General features: G+C 65.7%; 14 protein-coding genes and 1 pseudogene. 12 read left to right on the top strand and 3 right to left on the bottom strand.

The features are described 5' to 3' along the window. The first annotated feature begins 38 nt into the window (after positions 1-38). The 3 genes from OG921_RS13185 (at position 39) to OG921_RS13195 (ending at position 3,771) form a co-directional block, all read left to right on the top strand. Entirely contained in the window at positions 39-1,772 is a 1,734-nt protein-coding gene (locus tag OG921_RS13185; protein WP_266112917.1) for a dihydroxyacetone kinase family protein, read from the top strand. Continuing rightward, positions 1,769-2,239 carry a ribose-5-phosphate isomerase gene (locus tag OG921_RS13190; RefSeq protein ID WP_266112918.1) on the top strand — a complete coding sequence of 157 codons (471 nt, stop codon included), beginning with the start codon at positions 1,769-1,771 and terminating at the stop codon, positions 2,237-2,239. Before OG921_RS13185 ends, OG921_RS13190 begins: the two co-directional genes overlap by 4 nt. A gap of 137 nt (positions 2,240-2,376) precedes the next feature. After that, positions 2,377-3,771: an acyl-CoA dehydrogenase family protein gene (locus OG921_RS13195; protein WP_266112919.1), complete on the top strand. Its 1,395-nt coding sequence runs from the start codon at positions 2,377-2,379 to the stop codon at positions 3,769-3,771. 54 nt (positions 3,772-3,825) lie between these two features. On the opposite strand, the gene OG921_RS13200 is transcribed toward OG921_RS13195, so the two are convergent. Next, positions 3,826-4,875, bottom strand: coding sequence for a fused (3R)-hydroxyacyl-ACP dehydratase subunits HadA/HadB (locus tag OG921_RS13200; protein WP_266112920.1), 1,050 nt, complete (start codon positions 4,873-4,875; stop codon positions 3,826-3,828). 104 nt (positions 4,876-4,979) lie between these two features. Then, positions 4,980-6,218, bottom strand: a complete 1,239-nt coding sequence (locus OG921_RS13205; protein ID WP_266112921.1) for a cation:proton antiporter — start codon at positions 6,216-6,218, stop codon at positions 4,980-4,982. A gap of 493 nt (positions 6,219-6,711) precedes the next feature. On the opposite strand from OG921_RS13205, the gene OG921_RS13210 reads away from it, so the two are divergent. From OG921_RS13210 to OG921_RS13230, 5 genes and pseudogenes are all read left to right on the top strand, one after another. Then, on the top strand, positions 6,712-8,421 hold the full coding sequence (locus OG921_RS13210; RefSeq protein WP_266112922.1) for a SulP family inorganic anion transporter: 1,710 nt from the start codon (positions 6,712-6,714) through the stop codon (positions 8,419-8,421). Positions 8,422-8,836: 415 nt separating this feature from the next. Beyond that, positions 8,837-10,144, top strand: coding sequence for a DUF2254 domain-containing protein (locus OG921_RS13215; RefSeq protein ID WP_266112923.1), 1,308 nt, complete (start codon positions 8,837-8,839; stop codon positions 10,142-10,144). Positions 10,145-10,163: 19 nt separating this feature from the next. Next, positions 10,164-10,536 (top strand): annotated as a pseudogene (locus OG921_RS13220) (MBL fold metallo-hydrolase); the annotation flags it as partial. A gap of 400 nt (positions 10,537-10,936) precedes the next feature. Beyond that, a complete protein-coding gene (locus OG921_RS13225) occupies positions 10,937-11,140 on the top strand; it encodes a cold-shock protein (RefSeq protein WP_266112924.1) in 204 nt (67 codons plus the stop codon). Positions 11,141-11,328: 188 nt separating this feature from the next. Beyond that, on the top strand, positions 11,329-12,114 hold the full coding sequence (locus OG921_RS13230; protein ID WP_266112925.1) for a hypothetical protein: 786 nt from the start codon (positions 11,329-11,331) through the stop codon (positions 12,112-12,114). Between the two features lie 114 nt (positions 12,115-12,228). On the opposite strand, the gene OG921_RS13235 is transcribed toward OG921_RS13230, so the two are convergent. Then, positions 12,229-12,531, bottom strand: coding sequence for a hypothetical protein (locus OG921_RS13235; RefSeq protein ID WP_266112926.1), 303 nt, complete (start codon positions 12,529-12,531; stop codon positions 12,229-12,231). Positions 12,532-12,740: 209 nt separating this feature from the next. Here OG921_RS13235 and OG921_RS13240 point away from each other — a divergent pair, with 209 nt between their 5' ends. From OG921_RS13240 to OG921_RS13255, 4 genes are read left to right on the top strand one after another with little or no spacing between them, the layout of a single operon-like run. Then, on the top strand, positions 12,741-13,361 hold the full coding sequence (locus OG921_RS13240) for a flavodoxin family protein (RefSeq protein ID WP_266112927.1): 621 nt from the start codon (positions 12,741-12,743) through the stop codon (positions 13,359-13,361). A 5-nt stretch (positions 13,362-13,366) separates the two neighbouring features. Next, positions 13,367-13,885: a 2Fe-2S iron-sulfur cluster-binding protein gene (locus tag OG921_RS13245; protein ID WP_266112928.1), complete on the top strand. Its 519-nt coding sequence runs from the start codon at positions 13,367-13,369 to the stop codon at positions 13,883-13,885. After that, a complete protein-coding gene (locus tag OG921_RS13250) occupies positions 13,882-14,874 on the top strand; it encodes a xanthine dehydrogenase family protein subunit M (RefSeq protein ID WP_266112929.1) in 993 nt (330 codons plus the stop codon). Before OG921_RS13245 ends, OG921_RS13250 begins: the two co-directional genes overlap by 4 nt. Next, on the top strand, positions 14,871-16,973 hold the full coding sequence (locus tag OG921_RS13255) for a xanthine dehydrogenase family protein molybdopterin-binding subunit (protein ID WP_266112930.1): 2,103 nt from the start codon (positions 14,871-14,873) through the stop codon (positions 16,971-16,973). Before OG921_RS13250 ends, OG921_RS13255 begins: the two co-directional genes overlap by 4 nt. Positions 16,974-17,008: the final 35 nt, after the last annotated feature.

Here is a 17,008-nt window from a genome sequence, read left to right on the forward strand (position 1 = left end):
GGGCGACCGCAGTAGCACCGATCTTCCTGAGGTTGACCATGACTCGACTGTTCAACGATCCCGCGACCTTCACCGAAGACATGCTCGCCGGATTCCTCGACGCCAACTCCGGCTATGTCGTCGGCGTGCCCGGCGGCGTCGTCCGGTCCACCCGCACCCGCAGTGGCAAGGTCGCGGTGGTCGTCGGTGGCGGCTCCGGCCACTACCCCGCATTCTGCGGTGTCGTCGGGCATGGATTCGCCGACGGCGCCGTGGTGGGCAACATCTTCACCTCACCGTCGGCCCAGGAGGCCACCTCGGTCGCACGGGCCGCGCACGGCGATGCCGGGGTACTGCTGATCACCGGCAACTACGCCGGTGATGTGATGAACTTCGGGCTTGCGGTGCAACAACTGCGTGCCGAATCCATCGATGCCCGCTACCTCGCAGTCACCGACGATATCGCCAGCGCTGCGGCGCAAGACATCGCGAAACGCCGTGGCATCGCCGGCGATTTCAGCGTGTTTCGATGTGCGAGTGCCGCCGCCGAGGAAGGCTACGACCTCGACGGCGTGCAACGCGTGGCCCGGGCGGCGAACAACGCCACCCGCACGCTCGGTGTCGCCTTCGACGGATGCACGATGCCCGGCGCGGACCGGGCGCTGTTCACCGTCGAGGAGGCGACAATGGCTCTCGGGCTGGGCATTCACGGCGAGCCGGGCGTGTCGAGCCATTCGTTGCCGTCTGCTGCCGAACTCGCCGAGGTCCTGGTGCGCGGTGTACTCGCCGAACGGCCGGCGGGTGCGAGTGGCCGAGTTGCGGTAATCCTGAACGGGCTTGGGCGCACCAAATACGAGGAGCTGTTCGTCGTCTGGAAGTCGGTCGCCGAGTTGCTGGCCGAAGCGGGCTACACGGTGGTCGAGCCGGAGGTCGGCGAGCTCGTGACGAGCCTCGACATGGCGGGCTGCTCGCTGACTCTTACGTGGCTCGACGACGAACTCGAGCGGCTGTGGACCGCACCTGCGGACAGTCCGGCCTATCGCAAGGGTCGCCCGGCCGCTGCCGCTGGGCAGCGTCGCGACAGCAGCGACGCCGGGTCTGTCGCGGATTGCGTCGTTGCCGATGCAGACGAGTCATCCCGCGCTGGAGGGCGATTCGCTGCTGCGGCGATCAGCGCAATCGCCGACCGCATGGTGGTGGCAGAGGCCGAACTCGGGCGGATCGACGCCGTCGCCGGCGATGGCGATCACGGGCGGGGCATGGTCAAGGGATCGAGCACCGCTGCAGCAACCGCTCGAATCGCCGTATCGAGGGGCGGGGGGCTCGAGAGCGTGCTGGCCGCGGCCGGCGAGACGTGGGCAGCGAAGGCCGGCGGCACATCCGGTGTGCTCTGGGGTACGGCGCTGGGCGCGATCGGCCGCACGCTGGGCAACCAGGGCTGGCCCGACGACGCCACGCTGGCGGCGGCCCTGCGCGCCGGGTACGACGCGCTCGCGGACCTCGGGGGTGCCCAGCCTGGCGACAAGACCATGCTCGACGCGCTCGCGCCATTCGTCGCGGCGGTTGAAGCGGCCGTGGCGAGTGGAACCGACTGGCGTACAGCGTGGTTGGCGAGTGTAGAGGTCGCGCTAAAAGCTGCCGCTGCCACCGCGGAACTGCGCCCCAAGATCGGTCGCGCCAGACCGCTGGCCGAAAAGAGCATCGGCACCCCGGATGCGGGTGCCATATCGCTGGCGATGTGCTTGGCCACCGTCGCCGACCTACTCGACTCCGAACGGAGCAACGGACAATGAGCGAACAACTGCGGATAGTGATCGGCAGCGACGACGCCGGCGTGCAGTACAAGGACGCCTTGCGGATCGACCTCGAGCGGGACTCGCGGGTCGCCGCGGTGGTCGACGTCGGCGTAGGACCGGACGAGAACACTGCCTATCCGCACGTCGCGGTAGCGGCGGCGCGGATGGTCGCCGACGGCTCGGCCGATCGCGCATTGCTGTTCTGCGGCACCGGACTCGGCGTGGCGATCAGCGCCAACAAGGTCCCGGGTATCCGCGCCGTGACGGCACATGACAGCTTCTCGGTCGAGCGGTCGATCCTCAGCAACGACGCCCAGGTGCTCTGCCTCGGCCAGCGGGTTGTCGGCATCGAGCTGGCTCGCCGGCTGGTGTCCGAATGGCTCGGCTACCGGTTCGACCCGGCGTCCGCGTCGGCGGCGAAGGTCGCCGCCATCGGGGCGTACGAGCCGGCGCAGGTCGTCTGAGCGGCCTTGCGGTCCCAAACACGACCTTTCGGATAGTGGAACTAACGTCCCATACTTCGAGATCGTTGAAACGGGTTCCCGCCGCCTGCGCGGATGCTACGTTGTCGGCGTCGGCAATGCGGCAACGAGGGACGGCGATGACTTTCAGCCTTGCGCTCACTCCGGCACAACGGGATCTCGTCGAGCGGACTCACGCTTTTGCGGAGGACGTGATCCGGCCGGTGGCGGCCGAACACGACCGAAATCAGGAGTTTCCGTGGGCAGTGCTCGAGCAAGCCGCGCAGGAGGGGTTCTACGCGCCCCTGTTCTACCGCGATCTGATCGGCGACCCGACTGGTTTGTCGCTTCCCCTTTTCATGGAGGAGTTGTTCTGGGGTTGCGCGGGGATTGGCCTCGCGATCGTGATGCCGGCGCTTGCCCTGTCCTCGATCGGTCAAGCGGCGACGCCCGAGCAGATGCTGCGCTGGGCGCCGGAGTGCTTCGGCGAGCCGGGCAACCTCAAGCTCGCGGCCTTGTGCATTTCCGAACCCGAGGGTGGTAGCGACGTCCGCAACCTTCGAACGACGGCGACCCGCGATGGCGACGAGTGGGTGATCGAGGGGCACAAGATGTGGATCGGCAACGGGGGCATCGCGAACGTGCATGTCGTCAACGCCACTGTCGATCCGGATATCGGGCATCGCGGGCAGGCGTTGTTCGTGGTGCCCGGCGACGCAGACGGCATCGAACTCGTCCGCAAGCTCGACAAGTTGGGGTGCCGCGCATCGCACACCGCGGAGTTGAAATTTCATGCGGTGCGCGTGCCCGCCGACCATCTGCTCGGTGGCGACGACAAGCTACAGCGCCGTATGCGCAAGGCCCGCGAGGTCCAGGAGCAGGTCGCGGAGGGAGCACCGCGCAAGCGCTCGGCCACCCTCGGCACCTTCGAGCAGACTCGCCCCATGGTCGCTGCGCAAGCGCTCGGCATCGCTCGCGCCGCACTCGAATACGCCACCGAGTACGCCAACCGCCGTGAGGCTTTCGGTGGGCCGATCATCGACAACCAGGGCATCTCGTTTCCACTTGCGGAGCTCGCCACGGAGATCGATGCGGCACGGCTGCTCACCTGGCGCGCGTCCTGGATGGCCGCGGCTGGTGTCGAGTTCCTGCACGGCGAGGGATCGATGGCGAAACTGGCCGCCTCGGAGGTGGCGGTGAAAACCACCGAGCGGGCGCTGCAGACCCTCGGCGGCTGGGGCTACATCAGCGATCATCCGATCGAGAAGTGGTATCGGGATGCCAAGCTGTACACGATCTTCGAGGGTACGAGCGAAATTCAGCGGATGGTTATCGGCCGTGCGCTCGGGGCAGCGGACGGCGGCTCGCCGCTGCACTTCGAGCAGCCGACCGAGGGCACGGTCTTCAATCGAACGTTCGCCCGCGGAACGCCGATGCGGACGAGGGCAGGCGAATTCGCGATGTCGGCGAAGGACCGGATCCCCGAGTCGGCCCAGCGCGTAGCGATGAAATTCCTTGCACCGCCCAAGAAGTGATGACGCCGCCGTCGGCGGAGTTGGTCATCTGCTGCGAAAGAAGCCGGCAGGCCCTCAGGTAAAGCGGATGGTCATGGTGGCGAGGCCGAAAATCTTGCGACTACCCGATTTGGCGACAACGATGATGACGCCGCTGCGACTCTCCGGATCCAGCGATTTGATCCGGCCGCTGTACTCGATGTCGCCGCCCTCGGCTGCCGAGACGATCGCCGGCTGCGAGAGCCGCACCGCATAGCGGGTCACCGCACCCGGATCGCCCGACCAGGACGACACGAATCCGGCGCCAAGGCCCATGGTGAGCATGCCGTGCGCGATCACGTTCGGCAATCCGGCAAGCCGGGCAATCTCCTCATTCCAGTGGATGGGGTTGACGTCGCCGGCTACGCCTGCATAGTTCACCAGATCTCCGCGGGAAAGCCGCGCGTTTTGTGTGGGGAGCACATCGCCGACCGTCAGGTCGTCGAACGACCGGGTACCCGGTGCTCGGCCCGTGTCGTTTGCGATGCGGATGTCTCCCGCGGGTCGCACAGGCCTGGTATAGCCACCGTCGGCGCCGTCCCGCCCGAGGATGTTGACATCGTGCATCATGACGTTCTGGACGGCCTGGGTGATCGCCGGATCGACCTCATCGGCGGTCACACCCGCGACTGTGGTGTGCATCGTGTGCACGGTCTCGCCCGCGGCGTCGGTGAAGGTGTTGGTCACGGTGATCAGATCCCTGCCCGCAATTCGTCGGACCTTCGAAAGCTCCACATCGGTTCCGAGGTGGTCGCCGACGACGATCGGGCGGTGCTGCTCGAAGACCTGTTCGGTCTGCACGTAGGTGTCGTAGCCGCTGATCACCGACTCGAACAGGTGACGGTTGGCCGCCATCGCCGGGATCGAGGTGAATGTCAGCGGCGCCACCAGGTCCGAATAGCCCAGTGCGACGGCGGCCTCTTGATCCTTGTGCGCGGGGTGGTGATCCTGCACAGCGCGCGCGTATTCGCGCACTTTCTCTCGCCCGACCACGTACGTGTCGTCCATTGCGTAGTAATGGCCGACGCGGGATTCGATTCCGGAGGTGCCGGAAGAGGTCGCTGGTGTGGCGGGGGTTACGGTCACCACGAACAAGCTACCGGTGAGTATCCGCACGTCAAGAGTCAGGTGCTCGAATGCCGTGGCGGATGGGGTGCTCGGCGCTGCCGGTCCCCGGACAGATCCAGGAGTCAGGACGCCGGTGGCGTCCTTCGTCGGATCATTTCGTCGCGGGGGACCGGACGCTCGATCTCGCCGCGACCGAGCAGGAGCGCGGAGAGCGGCAGAAATAGGACGGTAAGCACACCGGCGGTGACAAGGACGGACGCATTGCCAGGGGTCATCGGTCCGGCGTCGACCGCGACAGTGGTGACCGCGACGATAAGTGGGAGTCCGGTGGTGGCGTAGAGCGCGATCTGGCCGCGCTCGCGTCGGTCGAAGGCCCGCTCACCGTCGTCGTTGCGTTCGAACCGGGTCGCGACGAACACTGGCACGCCGCGCACGAGCAGTAGTACGACGACCGCAAGGATCAGCAGCCCGGGACGACCGACGACGGCTTCGACATCGATGTTCATTCCCGACGTGACGAAGAAGACCGGGACGAGCAGTCCGAACGCCAATCCGCCGAGCTTTGTCTCCAGGTTCTCGTCTCCTCCGGGCATGAGCCTGCGCAGGATGAAGCCGGCGGCGAACGCCGCGATGATGATGTCGAGTTCGAATGCCGCGGCGAGTGCGATCAGGCCGACGAGCAGCAATATCGTCAGGCGCACCTGGGTCTGCGCTGTGGTGTCGGTGCCCCTGCGGATCGTCGCCATGGCGCGCGATTCGGGACGGCCGATCCGGCGCGGCACGATGGCGACGACAATCGCGGCGAGTGCGAACAAGGCCAGTACCAGCAGGGAGCCTGCCGCGCCGCGCGCCCCGAGGAGAATCGCCATTGCCACGACCGGGCAGAGTTCGCCGATGGCGCCGTGGTTGAGGATGGTTTGGCCCATCCGCGTCTCCAATAACCCTCGCTCGGTCAGAATCGGCAGCAAGGTGCCCAGCGCGGTCGAAGTCACGGCGATTGCGGTCGCGACTTCTGCCCTGATTGTGATCACCTGCGCGAGACCGAACGTCACTGCGAAGGCAAGTCCGAGGCAACACAGCCAGGTGAGAAAGGCGCGCCGACCGCCGGGACCGACCAGTTCGCGTTGGTCGAGTTCGTATCCGGCGAGCAGGAAGAGTAGACCGAGGCCGAGTTCCTGGAGCATGTCGATCTCAGGTGTGATCGAGGCAATGTCGAGACCGAACGGTCCGATGATGATGCCGGCGATCAGCAACAGCACGACTTCGGGTACGAGTCGTCGGGGTACTGCGGCGGCGATCAGCGGTGCACAGGCGGCGGCCAGCACGATCCAGAACAGCGATTCGGCTACCTCGGCGGTCACAGTATGCCGCCTGTGCTGTTGTGGTTGGTCATGACAGTTCGGCCACTGGGGCACTCAGCGAACGTCTCGAGTTCACCGAAACCGCCACCGATGTAGGCGAATCGCGCCGCAAGCCGCTCGAAAGCCCCCAAGGTGACGAGGGACGTCGGCGGCCCGGCGGGTCCGTCGGCGCGACCGTGGAATCGGAAGCTTCCGTCGCACTCATCTGCACGTCCCTCTCGGAGAAGTTTCCGCGGAGTACCGAAATTTCCATTGTGCGCCGTATCGGGATGCCGTGTCCTCATACCGGCCGGGTGAACCGGAGCGTTCGTTGGACATCCGGGAGCCGATGTTGCCTTCTGTTCGGGTATTGCCGGGTACGCCGCGACAGCGGCCGTACACGCCGGCCGGACCGTCCCCAGCGAATGCCCAAGAAGGCCGCGCAGTTTGGCTGCGCCCAAGAACCCGCAGGTCCGATACGATCACTGCCACAACCCAATCGGAGGGGGCGTCCATGGCCGTACTCGCTCGTGTGCTGCCTCGGTCGCTGCAGGGTTACCAGGCCGGTTGGTTGCGCACCGACGTCGTCGCCGGCGTGACATTGGCGGCTGTCGCGATCCCGGAGACGATGGGCTACACGTCGATTGCCCAGACTCCGGTCGTCACCGGCCTGTACACCATCATCTTCCCGACCCTGGTCTTCGCGCTGCTCGGCTCGTCCCGACTGCTCGTCGTGGGTGCGGATTCCGCAACCGCCGCCATTCTTGCCGCCGGCCTTGCGGGCATAGGAATCGCAGGGCTGCAGCCGAATTCGGCAGAATGGCTGGCGTGGACCAGCTTGGTCGCGCTGGTCTGCGGTGGCCTGCTCGTGTTGGCGAGACTGCTGAAACTCGGCTTCTTGGGCGACTTCCTCAGCGCATCCGTGCTCGTCGGGTTTCTGACCGGCGTCGGTATTCAGGTCCTAGCGGGTCAGATCCCCGACATGCTCGGAATTGCGAAGGGCTCCGGCAACTGGTTCGAGCAGCAGTGGTCGACCATCACGCACGCACTCGACGCCAATGGCTGGACGCTCGCCTTCGCCGCGGGGACGTTGATCATCATCGTGGGGTTCGAGCGCTTCCTGCCGAAGGTTCCGGGCGCCGTGGTAGCCGTGATCGTGTCGATCATCCTGTCGAACATGCTGAACGCGTCCGGGCACGGCGTCGCGGTGGTAGGGGCCGTCGAGAGCGGCTTTCCACCGATCGGTCTGCCGGATGGGCTCACGTGGAGCGATATCCCGAAGGTGCTCGGCATCGCGTTCTCGTGCTTCGTTCTGATCATCGCCCAGAGCGCGGCCACTTCGCGCAGCTTCGCGATGAAACACAGCCAAACCGTCGACGTGAACCGTGACATCGTCGGCCTGAGCGGTGCCAACTTCGCCGCTGGGCTGACCGGTACCTTCGCGGTGAACGGCAGCCCGACCAAGACGCAGATCCTCGACGAGCAGAAGGGACGTACTCAGGTCGCCAACATGACGATGTCGCTGATCGCGCTCGTCGTGGTTCTGTTCTTGACGGGGCTGCTCACCGACATGCCCAAGGCGGTGCTGGCCTCGATCGTGTTCCTGATCGGTATCGGGCTGATCGACCTCGGGGGACTGCGGCGGATTCGGGCCGCCCGGGTCAGCGAGTTCGCCATCGCCGTGATCACGGCAGTCGTTGTCTTCGCGATCGGTGTCGAAGCGGGCATCATCCTTGCCATCGTGCTGTCGATCATCGAGATCGTCCGCCGCGCGTACGCGCCGAAAGACTTCTTGGTCGGCACGGACAGCGGTGGCGGGATGACCTACGTCAGAGCCGAACCCGGGCGCCAGAGCCTGCCCGGGCTGCTGGTTTTCCGCTTCGATGCCCAGCTTTTCTTCGCCAACGCGAGCCGGTTTTCCGATCAACTCGACGGACTGCTGTCGGCGGCGCCGACCGACGTCCGATGGTTAGTGCTCGACTGTTCGTCCCTCAACGATATCGACTACTCCGCCGGCATCACGATCGCCCGGCTCATTCGAGCCCTGCATGCCGATGGTCGCGTTTTTGCCCTCGCCCAGGCCGATCCCGACCTGCTGGCCACCCTCGAGAAATATGGCACGTTGGCCGATTTCGACAACAGCCACATCTATTCCACCGTCGCAGCCGCGGTCACGGCATTCCGGAGTTCTTCGCTGCCATCGGCGTCGCCGGAATCGGAGTGAGGAGACCGCCGCAGCCGTCGCTCATGGTGCGCCCGACATTCCGACGCCATCCATTTTGGTTGACGTTACGCCCCGCCGGGGTTTGTACCGTCGGTATGGTTCATCCATCGGGCGTGCGGCGACCGAGGAGCGGCGATGATCAGCATCGATCACGGCGGTACGACGCGATGAGAGCGGGTCGGAGGTTGCTGTTGTTGCCGGTGAATCCGGTTTCGTGGGCGCGTTCGCAGACGCTCGTGGCAGCCGTAGTCTTCGCGGCCGGAATCCCGATCCGCTCGGCCGAGGCGCGGCATCATTGGGATGGATTGACCTCGCGCGCAGTGCGATTCGTCATCCATTCGGCGCGGTGTGGGGGTGCGTCGCTCGGGTTCGTGCTGCGCAATGACGACCGCCACCTGCGACCGGAGGAGGGAATGTGAACCGCCGACGTGGCGAACGCTTCCGGGAGTACCTCAGCGGAGCGTTGTGGGTGTGGCCGTCGGTGGCGGTGGTGTTGGCGATCGCGCTCGGATCGGGCCTGTCTCGGGTGACCATCTCGGAGTCGTCGAGATTCCACTGGCTCGTTTTCCAGGGCACCGCGGACGATGCCCGCACCCTGCTGATCGGCATCGCCGGAACAACGATCACGGTGATTGCTTTGATGCTGGGGCTGACCGTGGTCGCCCTGCAGCTGTCCTCGACCCAGTACTCGCCGCGGATCGTGCGGAATTTCCTGCGCGACCGGCCGAACCAAGTCGTGCTGAGCGTTTTCGTTGCGACATTCGCCTATTCCGCTGCGGGCCTGTACACAGTTGGCGTTTACGAGGGCGATCGCAGCGCAGGGTTTCCCCGTGCTGCCGTGTCGGGCGCGATTGCGTTGTTGTTCCTCACGCTCGGCGCCCTGGTCTACGAGGTGCACCACATTTCGCATGCGATGCAGGTCGACGAGATCATGCGTCAGATCGAGCAGCACACGGTCGCTGTCATCGATGCGCGATTGCCGGGGGGTGATGACGACGGCGGCGCGTCCCCGTCGGCCGGTGCGGTCGCGGTTCCGGCCCCGAAATCGGGATATCTGCAGACGCTGTATCCCGAGTCGGCGGTTCGGTATGCCGAGACGCATTCGGTGCATGTGCTGTACACCAGGCGGGTCGGCCAGCATATCGTCGCCGGTGCGCCACTGGCCTGGGTGTGGACCGGTACGGACACGTCGGTCGATTCCGAACGGTGCACGGGACCGGTGGCCGAGTGCGTCCGAATCGGTTTCGAACGGACGATGGAACAGGACGCCGCTTTCGGCCTGCGCCAACTCGTCGATATCGCGGCGAAGGCCCTTTCACCCGCCGTCAACGACCCGTACACGGCGGTGCAGGCGATCGACCACCTCTCGACCGTCCTCGCCGCGCTGGCACCGCACCCCTTGGGGCCGGCCGTCATCCGGCCCAGCGCCGCCGCGAGTGTCACCATTCCGGCGCGGGATTTTGCCAGCTATCTGGATTTGGCGTGTGGACAGATCAGGCGCTTCGGCGCATCGGAACCGACGATTGCGCAGGCGTTGATCGAAATGCTCACCACCGCAACGAATGCACTCGCAGCCGATGCCGACGGACGACGCGCCTCCATCGGGAACGAACTCGACCTCGTGCTTGCCGACGCGCAGCGCTGCATCGCCCAGCGCGCCGACCTGACCCCGGTCCAACACGACGGAAGTGCCCTGCGGGCGTTGCTCGCGAACCGCCGTTGAACAGGCGGTCCTCGGAACGTACCGGCAGCATCGCGGCAATCGAACCGTGGTTTCCGTCATCTACACGCGCAGTCGCGTGGTCACTTCGGTGGTGTCTTCGGCGTCACGTCGGCGGCCCGACGTCGAGTAGGGCAGCGTCTCGATCCTCGCCCCGGAGGGGTTCTCGGACACGCGGTTGCCGAGAACGTCTATGCGGATACGGCGATGTCGCGCCGGGCCGGTTACATGTACGGCGCGGTCCGCAGGGGCAGGCCGGTGCCGGACTCGGGCCGACGACCTCCGTCGGCGAAGCCGGCCTGCTGGTCCCGGCCGTCGAGGTGAGGCAGACCGGTGAGGTGCACAGCATCGACGGCGTCGAGATCGAATTTCAGATGGCGCGGGGTACCGAGGCCGCCCGCCGAGATTCGTCACCCCGTGAAACCCGAACTGTCCCTTGATGGATCGTTACGCCTGGGTACGGGCACGTGTTTGGTTGGCGCAATGAGCTTCCGCGGCGCTCACCGGGCCTCGAGTCCGATCCTCCCGCGACCGGCCCGAAAGCGCGTTCCGCCGACCCGAAACCTGGGCGTGACCTGCGAATCAACGAGCGTCTATGAGACGGCGGTCTCAGAACAGCCCCAGTTGCCCCGATGTGTGGTTTACTTGATCACGGTCATGGTTTTGCGTATTCATACTTCTGTGTGCTCGAGACCTCTGTTGCTTCTCCAGCGCGATTCTTCGTAATTGCCGCGCGAGGCAACTGACCCGATGGCAGGAGAATCTGTCGTCGTCAACGGTAAGAGGAAGAAATACATGTCACAGGGCACTGTCAAATGGTTCAACGCGGAAAAGGGCTTCGGCTTCATCGCCCCCGCTGATGGATCCAGCGACGTCTTCGTCCATTTCTCCGAGATCCAGAGCAGCGGCTTCCGCTCGCTGGAGGAGAACCAGCAGGTTGAGTTCGAGGTCGGCCAGGGCGCCAAGGGCCCGCAGGCGACCAACGTTCGCGCTCTCTGAGGGTCACACCCCAAGACTTAAGGTCTGAAACACTGTCCCCCGGCACCAATGGTGCCGGGGGACAGTGCTGTTCGGTGGCAGTTCACGCGGGTGCTTGCTCAGATGCGCGCGGTCTGGTTCGGTCAATCTGCGCGGCAGTCGCGTGGTTCTCGTCGGCTTGATGCGGTAGTAGGAAAGGTGATCCAGCCATGAGCCTGCTGTTCGGATTCGCGCCATGGATCGTCTACTGGGTCCTCGTCGGCAACGTTCCGTTTCTGACCGCCGTGCTGCTCGCGCTGGCGACCGCGATCGCGACGTTCGTGGTTGGTCGGCGCAGTGGCAAGCCCGGACAGACGTTGCAGATCGGGGCGGTGGCCACCTTCGCTGTGCTTGCCGTGCTGACCCTGGTGCTCGACCAGGATGCGCTGGAGCGCTGGATGCAACCGTTGAGCAACGCCGGCATATTCTTGGTGGCACTCGTTGGGGCACTCACCGGGCGGTCGTTCGTGCGTGAGTATGCCGAGGAGGGCCAGCCCGACAACGTGATCAGTAGCGATCTGTTCGGTCGAATCGTGACCCGGCTGACCTGGGTTTGGGTCGGCGTCTTCGCGGGGATGACCGCCTCGTCGATGATCCCGCCGATCGTCCAGGGCGATGCGACGATCATGGACACGGAAAAACCCCTATCGTTCGTCTTCTACTGGGTGATCCCGATCGCGCTGCTGGCAGTGGGAGCGGCGGCGTCGAAGATCCTGCCCGACCGGATGATGACGGGCATGGCCGACGCCGAGCGAAAGACGACGTTCGTCGCCTTCCGCGAGGCAGAAATCGACGAGTTGTTCTATCTGGCAACCAAACACGCCAACCGCGAGGTCGGCCCCGGCAAGGAAGCGTACAACGTCCAAGTCGGAGCGAAGGGAACCCCGCTCGTGGGTGACGACTCCCGACTGTCGTGGCCCTCGACCTACAAGGTGCGCGAGAAGACTGTGCGGTAAACGACTGGCTGCGGGGACGTGTACTCCGGACGCATTAGGTGTTGTAGGCGCAGGCGGATGCTCACCCCGGGGCCGCTACGGCTGCACTACGCCTTGCCCGTCGTTACTGTACTGTCAGTGGCCGTCGCTACTCCGCAACGGCTTGCCTTCCAGATTCTTGATGCGACGGTGCTCGAGCAGCAGCACCGCGGTCCCCGCGACGAAGCACACCACGGTGACAAGCGCGCCGATCACCGACCAACCTTCGAATCCGTCGCCGGCGGCGACCAGCGTGAGTGCCAGAGCCGCCAGCCCGAGCGCCATGAGAATGATGCCGGGCCAGTTCCGGGTGTCTTCGATACCTTCGCCCGCGTGGCTCCGGAAGGTCCGTGCATTGTCCGGGACTTCTTCGCTGCGGTTCGCCGGTTTCGACGGCATAGAATTCTCCTTCGCTCGGGGGAGTGGCGTTCAGTTGTGAGGGTTCGCGCTCGGCGCGTACCCGACGGTTGAAGATGACCACCGCGACGCCGATGACGAGAGCAGGATCGCCAGCAGCTCCATGTGGCTGGGAATACCCCGCCTTGCATTCGTTATGCAAACTCCGGGCCGGAGGTTTCGGACCGCGGCAAACGGAAACCTCTCGAAGTATGGAAAGCCTGCAAGCCTTGGCCCTGGTATGCACGCTCACACCCTCACCGGCCGATTCGAGTAGCGATCTCCTGGCGAGGCAAGTCCTCGACGAGTTGGGCAAACTTGACGTCGACACAGAGTTGGTCCGACTCGTCGATCACGACGTCCGTCCCGGCGTGCAGCGCGATATGGGTCCCGGCGACGCGTGGCCCGACATTCTCGAGCAGGTCCTCGCCGCCGACATTCTTGTCGTCGCGACGCCGATCTGGCTGGGCCACATGAGCAGCATCGCACAACGCATGCTCGAACGCCTCGACGCCGAACTGGCCGAAACGGACGAGCGTGGGAACCCGAGCATGTCCGGCAAAGTCGGCGTGACGGCGGTGGTCGGCAACGAGGACGGCGCGCACAAGATCGCCGCCGACATGTTTCAGGCGCTCAACGACCTCGGATTCACCATTCCTGCTCAGGGCGCGACGTACTGGGTTGGCGAGGCGATGCAGGGCACCGACTACAAGGATCTCGACGGGCCGCCCGATCCGGTCGCGCACTCCACCGCGACGCTGGCTCTCAACGCTGTGCATGTCGCATCGCGACTGCGCGCCAATCCGTATCCTCCGCAGCCGAGTTCGGAGTGAGTGGCATGAAGTACGAGATCGAACTCAGAGTTGACGGCAAGGCACATCGGCTGGATCTGGACCCGCGCACCACCTTGCTCGACGCACTGCGTGACCATCTGGGCAATATGTCACCCAAGAAGGGTTGCGACCACGGACAGTGCGGATCGTGCACGGTGCTGGTGGATGAGCGCCGCGTCACCACCTGCCTGACGCTGGCGGTCACCCAGGACGGCGCGGATGTCGTCACCGCCGACGGATTGGCCGCGGACGGCCTGCATCCGCTGCAACGCGCATTCGTGGAGCAGGACGCCTTGCAATGCGGATACTGCACGCCGGGCCAGATCTGCTCGGCAGTCGGGATGCTGAGCGAAGCCGCCACCGGTGCGCCGAGCCATGTGACGGACGACGTGGCGCACCCGGCGCGGCTCGACGACAACGAGATCCGCGAACGCATGAGCGGAAATCTCTGTCGGTGCGGGGCCTATCCCAACATTCTCGCCGCGATCCGCCAAGTCGCCGAAACCGAGACGAGCACGTCATGAAACCGTTCGACTATGTGCGCGCGGAAGACGCCGCCGCAGCGGTCGCGCTCGTCGCCGAACGACCGGACGCAGCGTTTCTCGCGGGCGGAACAAACCTCGTCGATCACCTCAAACTCGGTGTCACCGAACCGAAGACGCTCGTGGATATCGGCGGGTTGCCGCTCGATGCGGTCGATGAGACGAGCGACGGCGGGGTGCGGATCGGCGCGGGGGTACGCAACAGCGATCTCGCCGCCCATCCGGTGATCCGGCAGCGCTATCCGATGCTGTCCCGCGCGCTGCTCGCCGGTGCGTCGCCGCAATTGCGCAACCTTGCCACCACCGGCGGGAACCTGCTGCAACGCACGCGGTGCGTGTACTTCCAGGACGTGACGACGCCGTGCAACAAGCGCGAACCCGGCACCGGATGCTCCGCGGTGGGTGGCTACACCCGCTACCACGCGATCCTCGGCGCCTCCGAGCAGTGCGTCGCCACGCATCCCTCGGACATGGCTGTCGCGCTGTGCGCGCTCGACGCGGAAGTCGCCGTGCTCGGGCCGAACGGTTCGCGGCGGATTCCCGTCACCGACTTTTACCGGCTGCCGGGCGAACAACCCGAACGGGACACCGTCCTCGACCACGCCGAACTGATCGTCGCAGTGGAGCTCCCACCACCGACCCCGGATGCGGCGTCCACATATCGGAAGGTGCGTGACCGTACCTCCTACGCGTTCGCGCTCGTGTCGGTCGGGGCCGAACTGCGGATCATCGAGGGCACAGTTGCCGGGGCGCGGGTCGCGCTCGGCGGCGTCGCGCATCGACCGTGGCGGGCACGTCGTGCCGAGACGGTGCTCGTCGGTGCCCCGGCGACGATGGAGACCTTCGCGACCGCCGCAGCCGCGGAACTCGTGGTCGCGAAACCACTGGTAGGCAACGAGTTCAAGGTGGACATGACCAGGCGAACGATGACCGCCGTCCTGCGAGATCTGAGCCGGCAGACGCCGTCATGACCACCGCCACTCGCATCATCGGCACTCCCACCGAGCGGATCGACGGACCTGCGAAGGTAGCGGGCACCGCGCCATACGCCTACGAACACGACGTCGACCGTCCCGCGTTCCTCTATCCGATCACCGCGACGATCGCGCGCGGCACCGTCGCCGCGATGGATACCACGGCCGCCACGGAACTCGATGGCGTGCTCAAGGTTTTGACGCCGTGGAATTCGCGTGGGCTGACCAAGGATGCCGAAGGCGAGTATGTCGTCCTGCAGGGCCCCGACGTCGCCTTCCGCGGGCAACTGATCGGTGCGGTGGTGGCGCAAACGCCCGAGACTGCCCGGCACGCAGCAAGTCTGGTGCGCGTCGAGTACAACGAGATGCCGCACGACACCGAGTTTCGCGTCGACCATCCGGACGAGTTCGCGCCCGAGTCCGTCAATGGCGGGTACCCGACCACCTCCGATCAGGGCGACGTGGAGGCGGCGCTCTCGCAGGCACGCCGCAACGACGACGCCGTCGTCGATGAGTGGTATTCCACCCCCGAGGAGCACAACAACCCGATGGAGCCGCACACCGTTGTGGCGCACTGGGATCCGGACCAGCCACTGCTGACGCTGCACGACTCCACGCAGAGTTCGCACTCCGTTGCCGAGACGGTCGCCAAGGTGCTCGGACTCGACCGAACCCAGATCCGGGTTGTCGCCCCGCATGTCGGTGGCGGCTTCGGCTCCAAAGGCGCCCCACACGCCCACGACATACTCGCGGCGATGGCCGCGCTTGCAGTGCCCGGGCGCAGTATCAAGTTCGCGGTCACCCGGCAGCAGATGTTCGTGTTCGTCGGTCACCGCAGCCCGACGTCCTCACACATCCGGATCGCCGCCGATGGCGATGGTCGAATCACCGCGTTGTGGCACGACGCGTATTCCCGCAGTTCAACGGTGAAGGAATTTGCCGAGCAGTCTGCCGTGTCCTCGCGATCGATGTACTCGGCACCGAATCGCCGTACTTCGCACCATATTTCCGCGCTGGATGTGCCTGCGCCGTTCTGGATGCGTGCTCCAGGCGAGGCGCCGGGCATGTTCGCCGGCGAGGTGGCGATGGACGAACTCGCGTACGCGACAGAAATCGACCCGGTCGAACTTCGCATGCGCAACGAGCCGGGGGTCGACCCGGAGTCGGGCAAGCCGTGGTCCTCGCGCCGGTTGGTCGATTGCCTCCGCACGGGTGCTCGGCAATTCGGCTGGGTGGCCGACGACCGTTCGCCCGCGCAGCGGCGCGAGGGCCAGTGGCTGGTCGGGACCGGAGTGGCCAGTGCCACCTATCCGCACATGGTCATACCGGGCTCGCAGGTCACGATCCGTTTCGACGCCGGCCGGTATCGCGTGGCCATCGGTGCCGCCGACATCGGCACCGGCGCCTGGACGACGCTGACGCTGATCGCCGCCGACGCCCTGGAATGCCGGATCGAGCAGGTCACGATGGAGATCGGTGACTCCACATTGCCGATGGCGACCGTTGCCGGTGGTTCGTCCGGCACATCCTCGTGGGGAGCGGCGATCGTCACCGCCGCACATCGATTTCGCGAAGAACACGGCCACGATCCCGATGACGGCGCGGAAACCACCTCTGCAGCGACGAGAAACGAAGAATTGAAGCGGTTCGTCCACGCTTCGTTCGGGGCGCATTTCGCCGAGGTACGGGTGGATGCCGATACCGGTGAGATCCGGATCCCGCGAATGCTGGGTGTGTTCTCGATCGGCCGCGTGATCAACCCGCTCACCCTACGGTCGCAGCTGATCGGCGGGATGACCTTCGGCATCTCGATGGCGTTGCACGAAGAGAGCGTGCGCGACCCAAGGTTCGGTCACGTTGTCACCCAAGACTTGGCGAGCTACCACGTTCCGGTGCACGCCGACATCGTCGACGTCGACGCGACGTGGCTCGACGACGCCGACGAGCGAGCCACCCCGATGGGCAGTCGCGGCGCCGGCGAGATCGGCATCGTGGGCAGCGCCGCCGCTGTCGTGAATGCGATCTACCACGCGACCGGCGCCCGGATCCGCGATCTACCGGCGACCGCCGACAAGGTGCTGCCGTACCTGCCCTAGCCCCCCGCTGTGGATCGCGGACCTGCTTCGGTGGA

The sequence above is a fragment of the Aldersonia sp. NBC_00410 genome (genome assembly GCF_026342035.1).
GTDB lineage: Bacteria > Actinomycetota > Actinomycetes > Mycobacteriales > Mycobacteriaceae > Aldersonia.

Bases quoted from the DNA above. Each gene is read 5' to 3' on its own strand.
- OG921_RS13235 (WP_266112926.1), bottom strand. From the start codon at position 12,531: ATGCCGTCGAAACCGGCGAACCGCAGCGAAGAAGTCCCGGACAATGCA.
- OG921_RS13190 (WP_266112918.1), top strand. From the start codon at position 1,769: ATGAGCGAACAACTGCGGATAGTGATCGGCAGCGACGACGCCGGCGTG.
- OG921_RS13230 (WP_266112925.1), top strand. From the start codon at position 11,329: ATGAGCCTGCTGTTCGGATTCGCGCCATGGATCGTCTACTGGGTCCTC.
- OG921_RS13255 (WP_266112930.1), top strand. From the start codon at position 14,871: ATGACCACCGCCACTCGCATCATCGGCACTCCCACCGAGCGGATCGAC.
- OG921_RS13225 (WP_266112924.1), top strand. From the start codon at position 10,937: ATGTCACAGGGCACTGTCAAATGGTTCAACGCGGAAAAGGGCTTCGGC.
- OG921_RS13195 (WP_266112919.1), top strand. From the start codon at position 2,377: ATGACTTTCAGCCTTGCGCTCACTCCGGCACAACGGGATCTCGTCGAG.
- OG921_RS13210 (WP_266112922.1), top strand. From the start codon at position 6,712: ATGGCCGTACTCGCTCGTGTGCTGCCTCGGTCGCTGCAGGGTTACCAG.
- OG921_RS13240 (WP_266112927.1), top strand. From the start codon at position 12,741: ATGGAAAGCCTGCAAGCCTTGGCCCTGGTATGCACGCTCACACCCTCA.
- OG921_RS13250 (WP_266112929.1), top strand. From the start codon at position 13,882: ATGAAACCGTTCGACTATGTGCGCGCGGAAGACGCCGCCGCAGCGGTC.
- OG921_RS13245 (WP_266112928.1), top strand. From the start codon at position 13,367: ATGAAGTACGAGATCGAACTCAGAGTTGACGGCAAGGCACATCGGCTG.
- OG921_RS13185 (WP_266112917.1), top strand. From the start codon at position 39: ATGACTCGACTGTTCAACGATCCCGCGACCTTCACCGAAGACATGCTC.